Genomic DNA, 21143 nt, shown 5'->3' on the forward strand with positions numbered 1-21143 from the left:
TCATGAACTTTGCCCGCTTTTTCGTGGACAGGCCGATTTTTGCGGCCGTGCTGTCCATCATCATTTTCGTGGTTGGGTTGATCGCGATCCCGCTCTTGCCCGTCAGCGAGTACCCGGAAGTCGTGCCACCCAGCGTACAGGTTCGCGCCACGTATCCTGGCGCAAATCCGCGCGAAATCGCCGACACGGTAGCCGCACCACTGGAGGCATCCATCACCGGCGTGGAAAACATGCTCTACATGAAGTCCGTGGCCGGTAGTGATGGCGTGTTGGTGCTGACCGTCACCTTCCGTCCTGGCACCGATCCCGACGACGCCCAGGTCAAGGTACAGAACCGTGTCGCCCAGGCAGAGCCGCGTCTTCCCGAAGCGGTGCGCCAGCAAGGTGTGGTGACCGTCAAACAGTCCCACAACGAAACGCTGGTCGTGCAGTTGCGCTCGCCGGGCGATCGCTATGACGCGCTGTACCTGCGCAACTATGCCGTGCTCCATGTACGCGACGAGTTGGCACGCATCCAGGGGGTGGGCGATGCCAAGATCTACGGCTCTGGCGACTACGCCATGCGCTTATGGCTGGACCCCGACAAAATTGCGGCGCTGGGTATGACCGCCGGCGATGTGGTCGAAGCCGTGCGCGAACAGAACGTCCAGGTCTCGGCCGGTCAACTAGGTGCGCCGCCCAACCCCTCGGGAAGCGACTTCCTCCTGTCCATCAATGCGCAGGGCCGGCTGGTGACGGAAGAAGAGTTCGGCGACGTCATCGTCAAGACCGGATCGCAGGGTCAGGTCACCCGGCTGCGAGATGTGGCGCGCGTGGAAATGGACGCATCCAGCTACTCGCTGATGTCGTTGCTCAACAACAAGCCTGCTGTCGCGATCTCTGTCCTTGAAGCCCCGGGCGCCAATGCCATCGAAATCTCGGATCAAGTCCGCGCGAAGATGGACGAGTTGGCCAAGCGCTTTCCCGAGGGAGTGGAATGGTCGGTGGAGTATGACTCAACTGTCTTCGTGCGTCAGTCGATCAAGGCGGTCGTCAACACTCTGCTGGAAGCCATCGGACTGGTGGTGCTGGTGGTGATCTTGTTCCTTCAGACTTGGCGTGCCTCCATCATCCCACTGCTAGCCGTGCCGGTGTCGGTGGTAGGCACCTTCGCCGTGCTGCTGATGCTGGGCTTTTCCATCAATACGCTCACGCTTTTTGGACTCGTGCTTGCCATCGGGATCGTGGTGGACGACGCGATCGTGGTGGTGGAAAACGTCGAGCGCAACATCGCCGAAGGGCTGGCGCCGCTGGCTGCGGCCCATCAGGCCATGCGCGAAGTCAGTGGCCCCATCGTCGCCATCTCGCTGGTGCTGTGCTCGGTATTCGTGCCTATGGCATTCCTGTCCGGCGTGACAGGGCAGTTCTACAAACAGTTCGCCGTCACCATTGCGATCTCCACGGTAATTTCGGCCATCAACTCGCTGACGCTGTCGCCTGCGCTGGCCGCGCGCCTGCTTCGCCCGCATGGTGCCGCGCCAGACCTGCCCACGCGGGTGCTGGATCGCAGTCTGGGCTGGATATTCCGGCCGTTCAACCGTTTCTTCCTGCGCAGCGCGGATGGCTATGGAAACAGCGTGTCGCGCATCCTCGGGCGGCGTGGTGCGGTGTTTCTCGTCTACATCGCGCTACTGGTGGCGACGGGAGCTGTGTTCAAGGCCGTCCCTGGCGGATTCATCCCCATGCAGGACAAGCTGTATCTCATCGGTGTCATCCAGCTACCCGAGGGTGCATCCCTGGAGCGCACGGAAGCGCTGGTCCGCCGTGTGAGCGACATCGCGCTCAAGACCGATGGCGTCTACAACGCCGTGCAGTTCCCGGGCATGAACGGCTTGCAGTCGACCAACACGTCCAATAGCGGCCTAGTGTATTTCGTACTCAAGCCCATCAATGAGCGCAAGCACACTGCAACCGAGATTGCGGAACAGTTGAACGAGCGCTTCGCTCAGGAGCAGGACGGTCTGGCCTTTGCCATCATGCCGCCCCCTGTCATGGGGCTGGGCGCGGGTTCCGGGTTCTCTCTTTACGTGCAGGATCGCAACCGTGAGGGCTATGCCGCATTGCAGACGGCGACCACCGAGCTGGCGACGGCCATCTCGCAAGAACCGGGATTCCAATATCCGATCAGTTCCTATCAGGCCAATGTGCCGCAGCTTGACGCCGTAGTGGACCGCACCAAGGCGAAGGCACAGGGCGTGGCCGTGACCGATCTTTTCGATACGCTGCAAGTGTACCTGGGTTCGGCGTATGTCAACGACTTCACGCGCTTTGGCCGCACCTTCCGGGTGATGGCTCAGGCGGACGCACCGTTCCGCAGTTCTGTCGAGGACGTGGTCAAACTGCGCACCCGCAACGCCAATGGCGACATGGTGCCCATCGGCAGCATGGTGGACGTGCGCAAGACATTCGGCCCCGATCCCGTCATCCGCTTCAACGGCTATCCATCTGCCGACCTGATTGGTGAGTCAGATCCGCGTCTGGTGTCGTCATCGCAGGCATTGCAGCAAGTGCAATCCATTGCAGACAAGGTGCTGCCGCCAGGCATGCAACTGGAGTGGACCGACCTCAGCTACCAGCAGGTCACGCAAAGCAATACCGCGCTGGTGGTGTTCCCGCTGGCGGTACTGTTGGTCTTCCTGGTGCTGGCGGCACTGTACGAAAGCTGGACGTTGCCGCTGGCCGTCATCCTGATCGTGCCCATGAGCCTGTTGTCGGCCATGACGGGCGTGTGGCTCGCGGGTGGTGACAGCAACATTTTCGTGCAGATTGGCTTGATAGTGCTGATTGGTCTGGCCTCCAAGAATGCCATTCTGATCGTGGAGTTCGCCCGTGAACTTGAGCGCAAGGGGCACAGCATCCTCGATGCCGCGCTGGAGGCATCACGCCTTCGTCTGCGCCCGATCATCATGACTTCCATCGCCTTCATCGCTGGCGTGGTGCCGCTGATGGTCGGTTCCGGCGCAGGCGCGGAGATTCGCCAGGTTATGGGAGTGACTGTGTTCGCCGGCATGCTCGGCGTGACCTTGTTCGGTTTATTCCTGACTCCTGTTTTCTACGTCGCGTTACGCAGGCTCGCGACGCGCAAGCCACGTCGCCAGGCAAATGTCGCCATGGAGGCCACCCATGTCTGACTCCACAAGGACTGATTCCGTCATGCTTCAAACGCCATCCCGCATCCGACCATGCCTACGTCGGATGCCACATCTGGTACTGCTCCCTTTGGTGGCGTTGACGCTGGCAGCTTGCGCAGTAGGGCCGAATTACAAGGCACCTGCCGCGCCCCAGGCAGTGACGTATGCCCGCCAAGACCCCGTTGCCGTGTCCCAGCTTGTACCGGAGGCCGATGCGCAATTCTGGCGGGAACTGGATGACCCGGTGCTGCACTCTTTGGTGGAGAATGCTCTTCACGCCAATCACGACATCCGCATAGCACTGTCGCGCTACGAGCAAGCCAGCGCACTGTCGCGCGAACGTCGCCAAGACTACTATCCGACGCTGGGCGCGTCCGGTGAAATCAGTACCCAGCGCGCCAGTGCTGCACAAGCACCGGATGCGTCCCGCTCCGACCGGGATAACGATCTGCATTCGGCTGGCCTATCCGTGATCTGGGAATTGGACTTCTTTGGCCGAGTGCGGCGCAGCGTGGAATCGCAGCGCGCCGAGACCGAGGCCAGCGCAGCCGACCTGGCGGGCGTACAAGTGGCTATGGTGGCCGAGTTGACCGACGCCTATTTCCGCTTGCGCGGCTTGCAAGTGCAATTACAGGTCGCGCGGGACAACGAAATCAACCAAGCCGATACGCTGCGGCTGATCGAGGTCTTGTTCGAGAACGGCCGGGGCACGTCGTTCGATGCCGACCGCGCCCGCACGCAATTGGCGCTGACACGCTCGCGCATTCCGCCGCTTGAAGCTGAGGCTGCTGTGGCCGCCCACCGCATTGCCGTGCTCACTGGCCGCACGCCTGCGGCGATGGCCGAAGTGCTGGATCACCCCGCAGCCTTGCCTGAGCTGCCCGCCCAGATCAACGCCGGTGCACCGGGCGATCTACTGCGTCGCCGTCCCGATGTGGCTGCGGCAGAACGTAGGCTGGCTGCGGCCACTGCGCGTATCGGCGTAGCCATGGCAGACCTGTTCCCTCGCTTTACGTTGGGAGGGCTGATCGGCACGCAGGCGTTGGGCTTTGGTTCGTTGTTCGAGCGTGATAGTGAAACGCGAATGATCTCGCTCGGTGTGGGTGGTTCCTTCCTAGACGTGGGCCGGGTGCGGTCGCGCATCGCGGCGGCCAATTCAGCCACTGCCGAAAACTTGGCGGTATACGAGCGCACGGTGCTGCGCGCCATGGAAGAAACCGAGAACGCGCTGGTACGCCTATCGCGCGCGCAGACCGAGTACGCCATGCTGGTACAGGCGACCGAGGCCAGCCGCCGGGCAGCCAAGACGGCTCGCCTGCAATTTGAGGGCGGCGCCATCCATGTTTTGGATGTGCTGGAGGCCGAACGTTCACGCTTGGAGTCCGAAGACTTGCTGGCACAAAGCGCCACCCGCAGGGCGACGGCGTTGGTGGCGGTCTACAAGACGCTGGCCGGCGGCTGGTCACACGCCTTGCCCGGACCGCAGGGCGAGGCAGTCGCGCAGCGCCACAAAAGCGGCGACAGGCCTGAACTGGATGAACTCGGTGAGATGAGCGGCTACAACGCTGCGACTCTCAAACGGCCTTTGTACTGACAACAGGAGGCGAAATGGAGATTCGACACTTACGCTGCTTTCTCGCTGTCGCCGAAGAACTACATTTCGCCCGCGCGGCGGAGAGGCTGCACATCGAGCAGTCACCGCTGTCGCGCACTATCAAGGAGCTGGAGGAGAGCCTGGGCGAACAGTTGTTCATTCGTACCAGCCGCAGCACGCGGCTGACACGGGCGGGCAAGCTGTTTCTGGAGCATGTGCCGCGCATCTTCACCGCCTTGCAGCAGGCGCGCGATAGCGTGAATGCAGCCACCAACGGCTTCCACGGTCAGTTGCGTATCGCACTGTCCGACGGCATCACGCCCTCGCGCCTGCCGTCCTTGCTGGCGCTGTGTCGGCAGGAAGAACCCGAAGTCGAGATTCGCCTGTTCGAGGTACCCTTGTCGCAGCAGATCAAGGGACTGCATGACGACCTTTACGACGTGGGCTTTGCCCAGTCCGATGAAGTTGGAGAAGGCATCACTGCCGAAGCCGTTTGGAGCGATGCGCTGATGGTGGCGGTTCCTGCACGTCATCCGCTTTTGAAGCACAAGCGCATCCCGCTGGAAGAAGTGCTGCGCTATCCGCTGGTGTTGTGCGATCCGCACGTATGCGAAGGCCATGCTCGCCAAGTCGAGCGCGTACTGCGCCGGATAGATATGGAGCCGCTGATTGCCGAACGTGTGGCTTCGTGCGATTTGATGATGGCGTTAGTGTCGGCGGGCTTTGCGCTGGGCCTAGCCGGAGCGCCGCATATCGCAGGCAGCCGTGAGCCTGGGATTGTGGCTCGGCCGCTGGCGGGTCGCTCACCCATGCTGACCACTTATGTGCTGCACCGGGAAGGTGGATCCTCGGACGTGCTGTCACGCTTTATCGAGCGTGTGCAGGCCATCGAATCGCCGGACGGCATCAGAGCCACGCCCCCCCTTGAACCCGATTCCCAAGAGGAAGTCGAGTCATGACCATGAAGCAGATCGCCCCATTCCTGTTGGTCGCCGCGCTGTCCGCTTGCGGCCAGTCCGAAACACCGAAACAGGCAACCAATGTACCGACCGTGGAAGAGCTGGTCGCAGATCCTGCGCGCCTGAGGGAGCTGCGCCGCCAGTGCAAGACCGAACGCCCGACGATGGGAGACGTGCTGTGCAACCGGGTGGCCGAGGCGACGAACAAGCGCTTCTTTGGCTATGGAAACACGCCCTACACGCCGCCGAAGTTCTGATTGTTGGCTTTCTGCCGCGAATCTTGATTTTTCTTTCTCGACACGCCGCCGCGCGCTCACGCCTGCGGCGTTTTTACTGGTTTCGCCTCTGCATGACACCATGCTTTTTGCATCACCTTGCTGCCGATAACGGTCTTTGACCGGCACTGAACCGGCACCGATCCTGACGCCTGCGGCACGCCTTTGTGCCGCGTTTTCCACGGGGAATCAGCGCAGGAGAAATCGGAGGCCAGGGTATGCAAGCTCAGGGCGTGTTGTTCGGGCAGATCGCCGCCGTCTTCGGCATCGTGATCGCCGGTGTGTGGGGTGCCACGCAATGGACCGCCGCCGCCTTGGGCTACCAGCTACGCCTGGGCGCGCCCTGGTTCGACTTCCACGGCACGCCGGTCTATTACCCGTGGAAGCTGTTCGAGTGGTGGTTCTTCTTCGACGCCTACGCGCCGCAGGTGTTCGACACCGGCGGCATGATCGCGGCGAGCAGCGGCCTGCTGGCCGTGGTGGTCGCCATCGCCATGTCGGTGTGGCGCTCGCGCCAGGCGCGCAAAGTGACGACCTATGGCTCGGCCCGCTGGGCCGATGTCGCCGACATTCGCAAGGCCGGGCTGACGCAGCCCGCCGGCGTCTTTCTCGGCCAGCATGACGGCCACTACCTGCGGCACGAAGGGCCGGAACACGTCCTGACCTTTGCGCCCACGCGCTCGGGCAAGGGTGTGGGCCTGGTGGTGCCGACGCTGCTGTCCTGGCCGGCATCCGCCGTCATCCACGACATCAAGGGCGAGAACTGGCAGATCACCGCTGGCTGGCGCAGTCGATTTAGCCACTGCCTGCTGTTCAACCCGACCGATGCCAGTTCGGCGGCCTACAACCCGTTGCTGGAAGTGAGGCGCGGCGCGCACGAGGTGCGCGACGTGCAGAACATCGCCGATATCCTGGTCGATCCCGAAGGGGCGCTGGAGAAGCGCAACCACTGGGAGAAGACCAGTCATGCGCTGCTGGTCGGCGCGATCCTGCATGTGCTCTACGCGGGAGAGGACAAGACGCTGCGCGGCGTGGCGAACTTCCTCAGTGACCCGGCTTGCCCGTTCGAGCTGACGCTGCATCGGATGATGACCACGCGGCATCTTGGAGATGTACCGCATCCCGTTGTCGCGTCCGCCGCCCGCGAAGTGCTCAACAAGTCGGACAACGAGCGTTCCGGCGTGTTGAGCACCGCCATGTCGTTCCTCGGCCTGTACCGTGATCCGACCGTGGCCGCAGTCACGTCGCGCTGCGACTGGCGCATCGCCGATCTGATCGCGTCTGCATCCCCTGTGTCGTTGTATCTGGTGGTGCCGCCTTCGGACATCAGCCGCACCAAGCCGCTGATCCGGTTGATCCTCAACCAGATCGGGCGACGGCTCACCGAGTCGCTCGATGGCAGCGACGGCATTGAGCGCCGCCACAAGCTGTTGCTGATGCTCGACGAGTTCTCGGCTCTGGGGCGCCTGGACTTCTTCGAGACGGCGCTGGCCTTCATGGCCGGCTACGGCATCCGCAGTTTCCTGATCGCGCAGTCGCTCAACCAGATCGACAAGGCGTATGGGCAGAACCATTCGATTCTGGACAACTGCCATGTGCGCGTGACCTTCGCCACGAATGACGAACGCACGGCGAAACGGATCTCCGAAACGCTGGGCACGGCTACCGAACTGCGTGCGCAGCGGAACTACGCAGGCCATCGACTTGCGCCGTGGCTCGGCCACCTGATGGTGTCCCGCCAAGAGACGGCGCGGCCGCTACTGACGCCCGGCGAAGTCATGCAGCTTGCGCCAGACGAATCAGTGGTGATGGTGTCCAGCGTCGCGCCGATCAAGGCCAAGAAGTTGCGCTACTACGCTGATGCCAATTTCAAGCAGCGGGTACTGCCGCCGCCTGCGCTAACGGCAGGCCGCTATGCCGATGTGCCGCCTGCACGTCCCGATGACTGGAGCGGTTTGGCGATCCCGGCCGTGCCTGCGGCACAGGCCACGGCATCTGCCGATGACCTGGGTGGCTCCGACGACGGCGGCCCCCGCCGTCAGCCCGAGCTGTCCGAAACCGTCGCCTACGACCCCGAACCCGATTACACGCCCAGCGACTTGGCGCTGCTCGATGACGACGACATGCCCCCGCTGCTTCCCGACCAGTTCGACCCCGCCCTGCAACGCACGGCGCGGCTGGCATCTCTCGACCCCAACGACGGAATCGACATATGAGCCAATACCGATTGAACCTGTTCATCCAGCACGAGCACGCCAAGCGTCTGGACGAGCTGGCCGCGAAGAAAGGCGTGTCAAAGTCCAGCATCGTCGCCGCTGCCTTGGCGTCCTGGCTGTCACCCGATGCCGGCGACCAGCGTGAGGCCGCCATCGCCAAACGACTGGATCGCCTGTCGCGGCAGGCCGAGCGCCTGGAGCGTGACCAGAACATCCAGATCGAGACGCTGGCGCTATTCGTCCGCTACTACCTGACCGTCAGCACGCCGGTGCCGGAGGCCCATCAGGATGCGGCTCGCGCGCAGGGCAAGGCGCGCTTCGAGCAGTTCGTCGAACAGTTAGGCCGCCACCTGCTGCGTGGCCGCAGCCTGGTACGGGACGTGGTGGAAGAACTGCATCCCCAGGATCGTGAGTTCGAGATGCGCATGGATGACGCGGCCGCGATGGCCGCCGCCCATGAACGCACTGCGGAGCGTGCGTCATGAGTGCCGTTCCTCAAATCCCGCCCGAACCGCGCTCATCCGCTGCAGCATCCCAGGATCGCCGCATCCAGATGCTGCGCACGGCGATGGGGCCGGTGATCGCCGCTGCGCTGGAAGACCCGGACGTGGTGGAAGTGATGCTCAACCCCGACCGGACATTGTGGGTGGATCGGCTGTCGTCTGGCCGTGCGCCGCTCGGCGTCGAACTGCCCGAAGCCGATGGCGAACGCATCATCCGCCTGGTCGCCGCCCATGTCGGTGCGGAGGTGCATCGCGGCCAACCGCTCTTGACCGCCGAACTGCCTGAAACCGGCGAACGCTTCGAGGGCATCCTGCCGCCCGCCGCACCCGGCCCGGCCTTTGCGCTGCGCAAGCGTGCCGTGAGCATCATCGGTCTGGATCGCTATGTGGCTGATGGCATCCTGACCACTGGGCAGGCCGAGTTTCTGCGTCATGCCGTGCGCGAGCGGCACAACATCCTGATCGCCGGAGGCACCAGCACCGGCAAGACCACGCTGGCCAATGCCTTGCTGGCCGAGATCGCCGCCACCGGCGACCGCGTGCTGGTGCTCGAAGACACCATCGAACTGCAATGCGCGGCCCGCGACCATGTGCCGCTGCGCACCCGCGCCGGCGTCGTGTCCATGACCGAGCTGGTGCGGGCCACGATGCGCCTGCGGCCCGACCGCGTGATCGTCGGCGAAGTGCGCGGCGGCGAAGCGCTGGATCTGGTGAAGGTCTGGGGCACCGGCCACCCCGGCGGCATCGCCACCATTCATGCCGGCTCCGCGTTGGGCGCGCTGCTGCGCCTGGAGCAACTGATCCTCGAAGTGGCGGTGAATCCGCCCCGCGCCCTGATCGCCGAGGCGGTCAATGTCGTGATCCACATCGCAGGCCGCGGCCGCAAGCGCCACGTCGAAACCATTTCCCGCGTCGTCGGTTTCGACGGCGCGGGCTACCGCCTGGCGGATGCGCTGGAAGCGACGCTTCCCGAGCTGCCGCCGGTTCCTCTTACAGCCGCTGCCGCTACGCCTTCCTCGATCCCTGAACAACCTGGAGAACTGCCATGACGCACGTTGATGCTTTCCGTCTTTCTGTAAACCCGCTTTCCCCGCTGCCCATGCTGGCGCGTTTGCATCGCCTGGCCCGACCCGCAGGACAAGGGTTGCTGCTCGCGGTGTTGATGCTGTTGCTGGCGGGCACGGCGCAGGCCGCCGGTTCCTCAATGCCGTGGGAAGGCCCGCTGCAATCCATTCTCGAATCCATCCAGGGGCCGGTAGCCCGCATCGTCGCGGTGATCATCATCATCGCCACCGGCCTGGCGTTGGCCTTCGGCGATACCAGTGGCGGCTTTCGCAAGCTGATCCAGATCGTCTTCGGCCTGTCCATCGCCTTCGCGGCTTCGAGCTTCTTCCTGTCGTTCTTCAGCTTCTCCGGCGGGGCCGTCGTATGAGCACGGCCACCGATCTTCCGGGCTTTGAAGTGCCGCTGCATCGCTCGCTGACCGAGCCGATCCTGCTGGGCGGTGCGCCGCGCACCGTGGCGATTGCCAACGGCACGCTGGCCGCCGCCGTCGGGCTGGGCCTGCAACTGTGGATTCCCGGCGTGGTGCTCTGGATCGCCGGCCATTCGCTGGCGGTCTGGGGCGCGCGCGTCGATCCGCAGTTCATGCAGGTCTTCGCCCGGCACATCAAGCACAAGCCGCTGCTGGACGCATAGGGGAGTGCCGACATGCTGAACCTTGCCGAATACCGCCAGCGGCCCGCACTGCTGGCCGACTGGCTGCCCTGGGCCGGGCTGATCGGGCCGGGCGTCGTCTTGAACAAGGATGGCTCGTTCCAGCGCACGGCACATTTTCGCGGGCCGGATCTGAACAGCGCCACGCAAGGCGAGCTGATCGCCACGTCGGCACGCTTGAACAACGCACTGCGCCGCCTGGGGTCGGGCTGGGCCTTGTTCATCGAAGCCGAGCGCTGCGCAGCGGCGGGCTATCCACGTTCCGATTTCCCCGAGCCGTTGTCCTGGCTGGTGGAGGAAGAACGCCGTGCAGCCTTCGAGGAATCCGGCCACCACTACGAGAGCGCCTATCACCTGACGCTGGCCTACCTGCCACCAGAAGAATCCCGCGCCCGTGCCGCCAAGATGCTCTATGAGAATGCGCCGGGCGATGGCGTGGACTGGCAGGGTCGGCTGGAAGCCTTCGTGGCGGAAACGGATCGCGTGTTCGACCTGCTCGACGGCGTGATGCCGGAGATTGCCTGGCTCGATGACAGCCAGACACTGACTTACCTGCACGCCACGGTGTCCACGCGGCGCTACCGCGTCGGCGTACCCGAGGTGCCATTCCACATCGACGCATTGCTGGCCGACTCCGCGCTGGTCGGTGGTCTGGCACCCATGCTGGGCGATCAGCACCTGCGCGTGGTGTCGGTGCGAGGCTTTCCGACCTCGACTTGGCCGGGGATTTTGGACGACCTCAACCGCTTGGGCTTCGGCTATCGTTGGGCAACCCGGTTCCTTTGCCTCGACAAAGCCGAAGCGGAAAAAGAGCTTGGACGCCTGCGTCGCCAGTGGTTCGCCAAGCGCAAGAATGTCGTCGCGCTGTTGCGTGAAACGATCTTCCAGCAGGAAAGCCCGCTGGTCGATACCGACGCCAACAACAAGGCCGCCGATGCAGACGCCGCCTTGCAAGAACTGGGCAGCGATCAGGTGGCCTTCGGCTACCTGACGGCTACCGTGACAGTGCTCGACACCGACCCTGCCGTGGCCGACGAGAAGCTGCGCATGGTAGAGCGCGTCATTCAGGGGCGCGGCTTCGTCACCATCCCCGAAACCTTGAACGCGGTGGATGCCTGGCTGTCGTCCATTCCCGGTAACGCCTACGCGAATGTGCGCCAGCCCATCGTCTCGACGCTGAACCTGACGCACATGATGCCGCTGTCCGCCGTGTGGGCCGGGCCGGAGAAGAACGCGCATCTGGATGGCCCGCCGCTGATCGTCACCCGCACCGATGGCGCGACGCCGTTCCGGCTGGTGACGCACATCGGCGATGTGGGCCACACGCTGGTCGCCGGGCCAACCGGCATGGGCAAGTCGGTGCTGCTCGCCACGCTGGCAATGCAGTTTCGCCGCTATCCCGGCTCGCGCATCTTCGCCTTCGACATGGGCCGCTCGATGCGCGCCACCATCCTCGGGCTGGGCGGCGAGCATTACGACCTCGGCAATGACGGGGCGATTGCTTTTCAGCCATTGGCCCGCATCGACCAGGAGGGCTACCGCACCTGGGCCGCCGAATGGGTGGAAGGCCGCCTGTTGCATGAAGGTGTCGTCATTGGCCCGGACGAGAAGGCTGCGATCTGGTCGGCACTAGGCAGCTTGGCCGGTGCGCCAGCGGAGCAACGCACGCTGACGGGCCTGTCGGTACTGCTGCAATCGAACGCACTGCGCCAGGCGCTTGCGCCCTATGTGCTGGGCGGTGCCCACGGCAAGCTGCTGGATGCCGATGCCGACCGCCTGGGTTCCGGCGGCGTGCAGTGCTTCGAGATGGAAGAACTGATGCACAGCAAGGCGGCGGTGCTGGCCGTGCTGGGCTACCTGTTCGCCCGCTTCGATGAACGCTTCGACGGCGCGCCCACGCTGCTGATCCTCGATGAAGCCTGGCTGTTCCTCGATGACCCTGTGTTCGCCGCCCGCATTCGCCAGTGGCTCAAGACGCTGCGCAAGAAGAATGTCAGCGTCATGTTCGCCACGCAGTCGCTGGCCGACATCAAGGATTCGAGCATTGCACCGGCGGTGATTGAAAGCTGCGCCAGTCGGATCTTTCTCCCTAATCCGCAGGCCACCGAGCCGCAGATTCGCACGATCTACGAAGGCTTTGGGCTGAACTCTCGCCAGATCGAGATCGTGGCGACCGCGCAGCCCAAGCGGGACTACTACTACCAATCGCGTCTGGGCAATCGCCTGTTCGACCTCGACCTGGGGCCAACCACGCTGGCCTTCGCCGGGGCATCCACCCCACAAGACCAACGCGACATGGATCGCATGCTGCTGGACGCAGGCACACCTGGCTTTGCCGGTGCCTGGCTACGTCATCGCGGCCTCGATTGGGCGGCCGACCTGTTGCCGTCCGCACCGGCGGCCACTTCCTTTCTTTCCCAACCACAGGAGAACTTGCCATGAAGACCAAGCCCCGTCTGCTGTCTGTCTCGCTTGCCGCCGTGCTGTCGGTGTCGCTGCTAATCGTTCAGCCCGCATCCGCGCTGACGGTGTTCGACCCGTCCAACTTCGTGCAGAACACGCTGACCGCCGTGCGCACGTTGGAGCAGATCAACAACCAGATCAACCAACTCCAGAACGAAGCACAGATGCTGATGAACCAGGCGCGCAATCTGGCGAATCTGGACTTCAACATCGTCAATCGCCTGCGCTCGACGCTCGCCACGACCGAACGCCTGATCGCCGAGGCACGCGGCCTGGCCTACGACGTGCAGAGCATGGATGCGACCTTCGCCCGGCTGTACCCGGAGCAGTACGCCGCGACTGTCAGCGGCGACCAGATGGTGCGCGACGCGCAGGAGCGCTGGAAGAACACCTTGAATGGCCTGCATACCGCGATGCGGATGCAGGCGCAGGTGTCGCAGAACCTGGCAAAAGACGAAAGCGCACTGTCCGATCTGGTCAGCCAAAGTCAGTCCGCCACCGGCGCGCTGCAAGCCATGCAGGCGACCAACCAGCTTCTGGCCTTGCAGGCCAAGCAGTCCATCCAGGCGCAGCAACTCCAGATCACGCAGGAACGCGCCGCCGCGCTGGAACTGGCACGCCAAGCAGCGGCTGTCGAGCGTGGCCGTGAAGTGACGCGCCGCTTCCTGGGTGATGGCACGCCGTACACGCCGCAGCGCGTGGATTTCTACGGCAACTGACGGGAGACGGCCATGCGATGCGTTTCCTTGCTGCTTCCCGTGCTGCTGGTCGCTTGCAGCCAGCAGCCGACCGAAGACCTGGTCGCTGATCCCGTGCGGCTCAAGGCTTTGCGTGTGCAGTGTGCCGCCGACAGGACGGCCGCAGGCGAAGACGCCTGCCTGCCCGCGGCCGACGCTTTCCGGCGGCGCTTCGTCGCCGGTGAAACCGGGCCTGACGAGTTCCGCACGTTGGCCGATCTGCCGCCGATCCCGCCGAGCTTCGACTCGCCCATCAGTGACCAGGGCGCCATGCCCTTCGAGGGGGACGTGCCATGAATGACGTGACCGTGATCGACCGATTTCTCGCTACCTTCTCGCGCTACATCGACTCGGGCTTTGGGCTGCTGCAGGGCGAAGTCGCGTTCCTCACCGCCACGCTGATCGTCATCGACATGACGATTGCCGGGCTGTACTGGGCGATGAGCCACGCCACCGATCAGGGCGATGATGTGATCGCCAAACTGCTGCGCAAGGTGCTTTACGTCGGTGCCTTCGCCTACATCATCAACAACTTCAACTGGCTGGCCAGCATTGTCTTCCGCTCGTTCGCGGGCCTCGGCCTGACGGCCAGCGGCTCGACGATGAGCATGGGCGAATTCCTGCAACCGGGACGCTTGGCCAAGACCGGCATCGACGCGGCGGCCCCCATTCTTGAGCAGATCAGCGACATGGCGGGCTTCCCCGAAGTGTTCGTGAACATGACGCCCATCGTGGTCATGTTCCTGGCCTGGGCGGTGGTGATCCTGTGTTTCTTCGTGCTGGCGATCCAGCTTTTCATCACGCTGATCGAGTTCAAACTGACCACGCTCGCGGGCTTCGTGCTGGTGCCGTTCGCGCTGTGGAACAAGACCAGCTTCCTCGCCGAGAAGGTGCTGGGCAACGTGGTGTCCTCGGGCATCAAGGTGCTGGTGCTGGCCGTCATCGTCGGCATCGGCTCGGGCCTGTTTGCCGAGTTCCAGGTGCATCCGGCCGAGCCGTCCATCGACCATGCAGTGGTCATCATGCTGGCCTCGCTCACGCTGCTGGCGTTGGGGATCTTCGGGCCGGGCATTGCCACCGGGCTGGTATCCGGTGCACCGCAGCTTGGCGCAGGCGCGATGGCCGGTGCTGCGATTGGTGCCGCAGGCGCGGCGGTTGCCGTAGGTGCCGCCGCCACCGGCGTGGGCGGTGCCGTGATGGCCGGAGCGCGCATGGCACCGGCTGCCGCCAAGCTCGCCGGGGCTGGCGCGCGGGCCGCGACTTCGGCGGCTGGCAGCGCGAAGTCGGCTTTCCAGGCCGGTTCTGCCGCTGCGGGCGGCGGAGCCAAAGGCGCGATGGCTGGACTGGGCAGTGTCGCCAAGGGCGGCGCACAGGCCGCTGGCCAGCGCGCCGGTGCAGGCATCAAAGCGGCGGCAGCCAAGGCGGCCGCGCCATTCAAAGCAGGCTGGCAAGGCTCCGGCACCGATGGTGGCTCAGGCGGTGGCGCTGCCAGTTCCGGGCAGGCCACCGCAGGCGATGCCGCTGGCGACACGGCCAACGCGCAGAAGCAGGAAAAACCGGGCTGGGCCAAGCGCCTGCAACGCCGCCAACGACTCACCCAGGCCACCACCACGGCCGCGCACACGCTGCGCGGTGGCGACGGCGGCGGTTCGGGCCAAGGCCCGAGTCTGCGAGATTCCGATAGCTGACTTTCAAGGAGAACGCCATGCGATTCAAACGACCGCAGGTGCGCTATGCCGATACGCCGCAGCCTGCCACCCCGTATCAAGCCGCTGCCCAGGTGTGGGACGAGCGCATCGGCTCGGCCCGCGTGCAGGCCAAGAACTGGCGATTGATGGCCTTCGGCTGCCTGGTGCTCGCGCTGCTGATGGCCGGTGGCCTGGTGTGGCGCTCGGCCCAATCCATCGTCACGCCCTATGTCATCGAAGTCGATCAGTCCGGCCAGGTGCGCACCGTGGGCGAAGCGGCCACGCCGTACCGGCCCACCGATGCGCAGACGGCACACCATATCGCGCGGTTCGTGACGCTGGTGCGCTCACTGTCCATCGACCCCATCGTCGTGCGCCAGAACTGGCTCGATGCCTACGACTACACCACCGACCGAGGCGCGGCGGTGCTTAACGACTATGCGCGGGTGAATGACCCGTTCGCCCGCATCGGCAAAGAGTCGGTAACGGTACAGATCACCAGCGTGGTTCGCGCCAGCGATGCGTCGTTCAACGTGCGCTGGATGGAACGCCGCTACGTCAATGGCGCGGCGGCCGGGCTGGAGCGATGGACGGCGGTGGTGTCCATCGTGCAGCAGACCCCGCGCACCGAAGAACGCCTGCGCCGCAACCCGCTGGGCATCTACGTCAATGGCCTGTCGTGGAGCCGTGAACTGGATTCGTCTGAAGGAGTGAAGCCATGAATGTGCCTTTCCGTTTTTACGCTTTGCCGCTTGTCGTGCTGGCCTTGGCCGGCTGCGCCACGCAGGGCAAACCCCCGCCAGTGATTTCCTTGGATGAGCCGGTACAGGCGGAGCCTTTGCCGGAAATGCCTGTGCCGATCGAGGTGGTCACTATTGCAGAGCCACTGCCATTGCCTGAGCAGTTGAAGCCAGTGCCGGAGGAAAAGGATGCGAAGCCTGCGCCTGAACCGGCTGATGAGACGGTACGTGTCTCGAAAGCCAATGCCGAGGCACGGGTGGCTCCGACGCGCGAAGGCTATGTCAATGCGATCCAGGTCTGGCCGTATAGCGATGGCGCGCTGTACCAGGTCTATGCGTCAGTAGGTCGCGTGACGGTGATCGCGCTCCAGCCTGGCGAGGAACTGGTGACGGTCGCTGCGGGCGATACCGTGCGCTGGATCGTCGGTGACACCTCCAGCGGCAGCGGGGCCGATCTGCGCGTCAATGTGCTGGTCAAGCCTATCCGTTCCAGCTTGAAGACCAATCTGGTCATTACCACCAGCCGCAGGACGTACCTGCTGGAACTGACTTCGACCGACAAGGCATGGATGGCGTCGGTGTCCTGGGACTACCCGAAAGACCGAATGCTGGCCTTGCGGCGCCAAGCCCAAGCCGCCAACGCTGCCGCGCCGGTCGATGCAGGCTTGTCGCTGGATAACATCCGCTTTCGCTATGCAATCAGCGGCAGCAATCCATCGTGGAAACCGCTGCGCGCTTTTGATGATGGCGAGAAGGTCTATATCCAGTTCCCGGCAGGCATCGCCCAGGGCGAGCTGCCGCCGCTGTTCGTCATCGGCGCACAGGGCGACGGGCAACTGGTGAACTATCGCTTCCGCTCGCCGTACTACATCGTGGATCGCCTGTTCGGTGCAGCAGAACTGCGCCTGGGGGCCGACAAGGGCGATATGGTGCGCATCGAGCGCGCGGATGGCATCGTCGGGAGGAACTGAGCATGAGCCAGGACGACACTCCCGACCTTGCCACGCCGCAGGCGGACAAGATGGCACCCGAGGCGGTGGCGCTGCGCGCCCAACCGCGCCCGGTCACGCGTCTGAACCGACGCACGCTGGCCATCCTCGCTGGCGGCCTGTCGGTTGGCGTGATGGGCGCGCTGATCTGGTCACTGCAACCGCAGCAACGCGGCGCGGGCGAATCCACCGAACTGTACAACGTGGATCGTGTATCGCGCTCGGAAGGCCTCGACCAACTTCCTGCCGACTATTCCAAGTTGCCAGCGCTGCCGCCCGACGTGCCGGAGCTGGGGCCACCGCTACCGGGTGATCTGGGGCCGGCCATCGTCAATTCGCAGCAGCCGGTCGCCGCCACCTATGCCGCGCCCGGCTACGACCCCAACGATGCGCTGCACAAGGAAGCAGAAGCGGCGGCAGCTTCAACGGTGTTCTTCCGCACCGGCTCCCCGCAGGCCGCGCCCGTGGCGCAGTCGCAAGTCGCTGCCGCGCCGGGCTTCGCCGCCAATGCCGCTTTCGATCCACTGGCCGCTGGCCCGGCCTCGACGGCGGCCCAGCCTGCTGATCCGACTGCCGTGCAGAACCGGCAAGACCAGAAAGAGGCGTTCCTGACAGGCGGTTCTACGGAAACCCGTAACTCCGGCAACCTGCAAATGCCCACCTCGCCGTATCAGGTGATGGCCGGAACGGTCATTGCCGGGGCACTGGTCACGGGCATCAAGTCCGACTTGCCGGGCGACGTGATCGCCACGGTGACGGAACCGATCTACGACACGGCCACTGGCAAGTTCCTGCTGATCCCGCAGGGATCTCGCATACTGGGCAAGTACAACAGCCAGGTCAGCTACGGCCAGAGCCGCGTGCAGGTGGTGTGGAATCGCATCATCCTGCCCGACACGTCATCACTCACGCTCGACAACCTGATCGGCACCGACCCGGCAGGCTATGCCGGTCTGGAGGACAACGTGGACTGGCATTGGGATCGGATCTTTGCAGGTGCCGTGCTGACCACGCTGCTGGGTGTCGGTGCCGAACTGGCTGCACCTGAGAACCGCCAGGACGGCGATCGCGTCATCATCGCCGGGCGCGACAGCCTGCAGGACACCGTGAACCAGGTCGGCCAGGAAGTGACCCGGCGCAATCTCAACATCCAACCCACGCTGACCAGCCGCCCCGGCTTGCCGGTGCGCATCATCGTCAACCGCGATCTGGTGCTACGGCCTTATCAGCCGCTGTTCTTCAACAAGGGGACTTCTCGATGAGCACGACCAAGAAACTGCGGCTGGGGCCGCTACCCAAGACCGAAAGCGTCAAGCTGACCTTCGCTTGCCCGGCCAGCTTGAAAGCCGATCTCGACCGCTACGCCGCGCTGCATGCGCAGGCGTATGGCGAGGCGGTCGATGCCTCGACGCTGATCCCGCACATGCTGGAGGCGTTCATGGCGGGGGATCGGGGATTCAGGAAAGGAAACGGCAGCAAGGCCGTGCCACCGAAGCCAAGCTGAAGATGCACTGGAACCAGACTGACCATCCCTCGAACGCGCAGCCCAACGCTGCGCGTTCTTCGTTCTGGATAGGCTGCGAGGGAATCGGCTAAGATGACTGAACAAGCCTGCCAGCCATTGGCAATCTCCATCGCTGCAACGCGACTCGACTCTCTTTCTCCAGGCTCTTATGTGGCTCCCAGCCCACAATGCCGCATCCTCTGCGAACGGCATGAAACAGAGCTAACCTATTGCCCCGTATATGGTTTCAAGCTTCGCGTGATTTCAACAAAATGCTTGACGCCAGCAATTTTTTATTGCCGCGCGGTCCCCAGCACGGTCTGGCCGGCCTGCGAGACCGGCTTGCGGTGCTCGGCGGACTCGCGCAGCCGGGCCGGCCGGGCTTGCCGCAGGGGCTTGTTCGCGCGCGTCGCGATCCAGTCGTACAGCACCACACCGGGATGGCGCAGCAATACCGCCAGCGCAGCGCCGACGACGAGGCCCACGGCCGCGATGATCGTCCAGGCCATCATCCGGCGCTCCCGCCGGCGCGGCATGCGGCCCGGCTAGTTCTCGCCATATGGCCGCAACGTACTGCTATCGTCGGAAAAAAACACCAGATCATCGCTTATCAAGGCTGCCTTGCAAAAACAGGCGCAGCCTGGCCCCGGCAGCCGCGCGTAAACTTTTGAATGTAATGTACTATACATTACAAAAATTGACCCTGACCGTGGACGGCTTGCCGGCCCGCCGCGGCGATTCTCCGGGGAGAGGACACAGTGAGCCCGGTTACCCGCGTCAGCGCGCCCCGCCCGCCGACCAGCAAAGGCGAAGCGCGCCGCGTGCGGCTGCTCGAGGCCGCCAAGCAATCGCTGCTCGAGCACGGTTACTCCCGGACCTCCATCCAGCAGGTGGTCAAACAGGCCGGCGGCTCCGCGGCCACCGCCTATCAACTGTTCGGCAGCAAAGAGGGCTTGCTGGCAGCGGTGCTGCAGCATGAACTGGATGGCGTGCGCGAGGCGGTGTTTCCGCCCGCCCTGCTCCGGCAATCCGTCGCCACGGCGCTGCATGAACTGTCCGTGCGCCTGCTGGCCTACGCCCTGCAGCCCGAATCGGCGGCGCTCTACCGCCTGCTGGTCTCGGAATGCCATCGCCTGCCGCAACTGGCCGAATCGCTGCAGACCGCCGTGGACACGCAGATCCACGCCCCGCTTGAAGCATGCCTGCGACAGGCCTGCGAGCGCGGCGAACTCCGCATCGACGATCCGCGCCGCGCGGCGGCGATGCTGGGCAATCAGATCAACGGCATCGCCTTCCAGGCCCGCCTGTCCGGCGGCAGGGCCGAGGGCCCCGACGCCGAACACCTGGCCGCCTGCCGCTACGCGGTCGATACGTTGCTGCGCGCCTTCCGGCCATAGCGCCCCGCCCGCGCCAGCATGGCCAGCGGCGCCAGCATGCAGGCCGCGGCCAGCCACAGGTTGGCCCGCAGCCCCAGCACGTCCACGCTGGGCGCGCCCAGCAGCGCGCCGGCGGCGATGCCCAGGTTGAAGACGGCCACGAACAGCGAGGTCGCCGCTTCGACCGCCTCGGGCGCGGCCTGCATCATCCAGGTCTGCAGCGCGACGGAGACGCCGCCGTACGCCAGCCCCCACGCCAGCAGCAACACCGCCGCGGCCGGACGGAACTGCCCCAGGCCGCTGAACAGCAACAGGATGAGCAGCAGCGCGGTTGCGATGGCGCACAGCGTCGCGCCCGCGCGCCGCGCCGCGGCGCTGCCGGCCAGGAAATTGCCGGCCACGCCCGCCGCGCCGTAGGCGAAAAGCAGCGGTCCTATCCAGCCCGCTTCGAATCCCGCGTAGGACTGCAACAGCGGCCGCACGAAGGTATAGGCCATGAAGTGCCCGGCGACCAGGCACAGCGTGACCAGCAGCCCCAGCCTGACGCCCGGATCGGCCAGTTGCGACAGCATCCGGCGCAGCCCCGGCGCCGGCCCGGCGGGCAGGCGCGGCAGGCTCAGCGCGTTCAGGCACAGCACGCCGAAACACAGTCCGGCCATCAGGCCGAACGCCGTGCGCCACCCTGCCAGGCCACCGATGAACGCGCCCAGCGGAACCCCCAGCACCGACGCCACCGCGACGCCGCCGAATATGACGGAGGTGGCCAGCCCTACCGCGGCCGGCGCAACCAGCCTGCCCGCCAGTCCGCCGGCCACCGCCCATATTCCGCCGATACAGATGCCGACGAGCACGCGCGCCGCCAGGAACCAGGCCATGCCGCAGGCCAGCGCGCCGGCGGCGTTGGCCGCGGCCAGCAGCGCCAGCAGGCCGCAAAGAATGCGGCGGCGGTCCGCGCCCTTCGCCCCCATCACGATCAGCGGCGCGCATAGCGCCGCGACGATCGCGGGCACGAACAACATGAAACCGCCCATGCCGGTGGACACGCCCAGCTCGGCCGTGATGGGAACGAACAACCCCACGGGGAGCATTTCGCTGGTCACCACGCAGAAGGTCGCCATGCCGACGGCCGCGACGGCCAGCCAGGGCCGGCGCGCCACAGCGTTTCGATGGGGAGGAGTGCCTGAAGTCATAACGGTATGTCCATGAATGCCCT

20 protein-coding genes are annotated in these 21143 nt (G+C 64.9%); 18 read left to right on the forward strand and 2 right to left on the reverse strand.

Annotated elements, in window-relative coordinates; genetic code table 11:
• Positions 1–2: 2 nt before the first annotated feature.
• The 17 genes from AC1IQ6_RS16255 to AC1IQ6_RS16335 all read left to right on the forward strand — a co-directional run bounded on the left by AC1IQ6_RS16255 (position 3) and on the right by AC1IQ6_RS16335 (position 18554).
• Positions 3–3170, forward strand: a complete 3168-nt coding sequence (locus tag AC1IQ6_RS16255; RefSeq protein ID WP_022960604.1) for an efflux RND transporter permease subunit — start codon at positions 3–5, stop codon at positions 3168–3170.
• 64 nt (positions 3171–3234) lie between these two features.
• Positions 3235–4764 carry an efflux transporter outer membrane subunit gene (locus AC1IQ6_RS16260; protein ID WP_022960603.1) on the forward strand — a complete coding sequence of 510 codons (1530 nt, stop codon included), beginning with the start codon at positions 3235–3237 and terminating at the stop codon, positions 4762–4764.
• A gap of 14 nt (positions 4765–4778) precedes the next feature.
• Positions 4779–5723, forward strand: a complete 945-nt coding sequence (locus tag AC1IQ6_RS16265; RefSeq protein WP_004350822.1) for a LysR family transcriptional regulator — start codon at positions 4779–4781, stop codon at positions 5721–5723.
• A gap of 2 nt (positions 5724–5725) precedes the next feature.
• Positions 5726–5980 carry an EexN family lipoprotein gene (locus AC1IQ6_RS16270; RefSeq protein ID WP_024718240.1) on the forward strand — a complete coding sequence of 85 codons (255 nt, stop codon included), beginning with the start codon at positions 5726–5728 and terminating at the stop codon, positions 5978–5980.
• 236 nt (positions 5981–6216) lie between these two features.
• Entirely contained in the window at positions 6217–8214 is a 1998-nt protein-coding gene (locus AC1IQ6_RS16275; RefSeq protein ID WP_022960602.1) for a conjugal transfer protein TraG, read from the forward strand.
• Positions 8211–8699, forward strand: a complete 489-nt coding sequence (locus AC1IQ6_RS16280) for a ribbon-helix-helix protein, CopG family (RefSeq protein WP_008294937.1) — start codon at positions 8211–8213, stop codon at positions 8697–8699. Before AC1IQ6_RS16275 ends, AC1IQ6_RS16280 begins: the two co-directional genes overlap by 4 nt.
• On the forward strand, positions 8696–9766 hold the full coding sequence (trbB, locus tag AC1IQ6_RS16285) for a P-type conjugative transfer ATPase TrbB (RefSeq protein ID WP_022960601.1): 1071 nt from the start codon (positions 8696–8698) through the stop codon (positions 9764–9766). The genes AC1IQ6_RS16280 and trbB overlap by 4 nt, the downstream gene beginning before the upstream one ends.
• Entirely contained in the window at positions 9763–10149 is a 387-nt protein-coding gene (locus AC1IQ6_RS16290) for a TrbC/VirB2 family type IV secretion system protein (protein WP_022960600.1), read from the forward strand. The genes trbB and AC1IQ6_RS16290 overlap by 4 nt, the downstream gene beginning before the upstream one ends.
• Positions 10146–10415 (forward strand): VirB3 family type IV secretion system protein, encoded by a 270-nt coding sequence (locus AC1IQ6_RS16295; RefSeq protein WP_003462917.1) that lies wholly within the window; start codon positions 10146–10148, stop codon positions 10413–10415. Before AC1IQ6_RS16290 ends, AC1IQ6_RS16295 begins: the two co-directional genes overlap by 4 nt.
• A 12-nt stretch (positions 10416–10427) precedes the next feature.
• Positions 10428–12875: a conjugal transfer protein TrbE gene (trbE, locus tag AC1IQ6_RS16300; RefSeq protein WP_022960599.1), complete on the forward strand. Its 2448-nt coding sequence runs from the start codon at positions 10428–10430 to the stop codon at positions 12873–12875.
• Entirely contained in the window at positions 12872–13615 is a 744-nt protein-coding gene (gene trbJ, locus AC1IQ6_RS16305; RefSeq protein WP_004350802.1) for a P-type conjugative transfer protein TrbJ, read from the forward strand. The genes trbE and trbJ overlap by 4 nt, the downstream gene beginning before the upstream one ends.
• Before the next feature lie 12 nt (positions 13616–13627).
• On the forward strand, positions 13628–13930 hold the full coding sequence (locus AC1IQ6_RS16310) for a hypothetical protein (RefSeq protein WP_004350800.1): 303 nt from the start codon (positions 13628–13630) through the stop codon (positions 13928–13930).
• A complete protein-coding gene (gene trbL / locus AC1IQ6_RS16315; protein WP_004350798.1) occupies positions 13927–15321 on the forward strand; it encodes a P-type conjugative transfer protein TrbL in 1395 nt (464 codons plus the stop codon). Before AC1IQ6_RS16310 ends, trbL begins: the two co-directional genes overlap by 4 nt.
• A gap of 17 nt (positions 15322–15338) precedes the next feature.
• On the forward strand, positions 15339–16043 hold the full coding sequence (gene trbF, locus AC1IQ6_RS16320; protein ID WP_022960598.1) for a conjugal transfer protein TrbF: 705 nt from the start codon (positions 15339–15341) through the stop codon (positions 16041–16043).
• Positions 16040–17032: a P-type conjugative transfer protein TrbG gene (gene trbG, locus AC1IQ6_RS16325; RefSeq protein WP_009398076.1), complete on the forward strand. Its 993-nt coding sequence runs from the start codon at positions 16040–16042 to the stop codon at positions 17030–17032. Before trbF ends, trbG begins: the two co-directional genes overlap by 4 nt.
• A 2-nt stretch (positions 17033–17034) precedes the next feature.
• A complete protein-coding gene (locus AC1IQ6_RS16330) occupies positions 17035–18312 on the forward strand; it encodes a TraB/TrbI/VirB10 family type IV secretion system protein (RefSeq protein ID WP_009398074.1) in 1278 nt (425 codons plus the stop codon).
• Complete coding sequence (locus AC1IQ6_RS16335; RefSeq protein ID WP_009398072.1) at positions 18309–18554, forward strand: DUF2274 domain-containing protein; 246 nt, start codon at positions 18309–18311, stop codon at positions 18552–18554. Before AC1IQ6_RS16330 ends, AC1IQ6_RS16335 begins: the two co-directional genes overlap by 4 nt.
• A gap of 293 nt (positions 18555–18847) precedes the next feature.
• Here the strand turns inward: AC1IQ6_RS16335 and AC1IQ6_RS16340 are convergent, their stop codons facing one another.
• Entirely contained in the window at positions 18848–19066 is a 219-nt protein-coding gene (locus AC1IQ6_RS16340; RefSeq protein WP_102776103.1) for a hypothetical protein, read from the reverse strand.
• Between the two features lie 246 nt (positions 19067–19312).
• Here AC1IQ6_RS16340 and AC1IQ6_RS16345 point away from each other — a divergent pair, with 246 nt between their 5' ends.
• The gene (locus tag AC1IQ6_RS16345; RefSeq protein ID WP_485864935.1) at positions 19313–19951 is read left to right on the forward strand and encodes a TetR/AcrR family transcriptional regulator; all 639 of its coding nucleotides are present in this window, start codon (positions 19313–19315) and stop codon (positions 19949–19951) included.
• Here the strand turns inward: AC1IQ6_RS16345 and AC1IQ6_RS16350 are convergent.
• Complete coding sequence (locus AC1IQ6_RS16350) at positions 19912–21120, reverse strand: MFS transporter (protein WP_485864936.1); 1209 nt, start codon at positions 21118–21120, stop codon at positions 19912–19914. The two genes, AC1IQ6_RS16345 and AC1IQ6_RS16350, sit on opposite strands and share 40 nt — an antisense overlap.
• Positions 21121–21143 lie beyond the last annotated feature (23 nt).

It is taken from the genome of Achromobacter sp. MUI-25009338 (genome assembly GCF_057359325.1).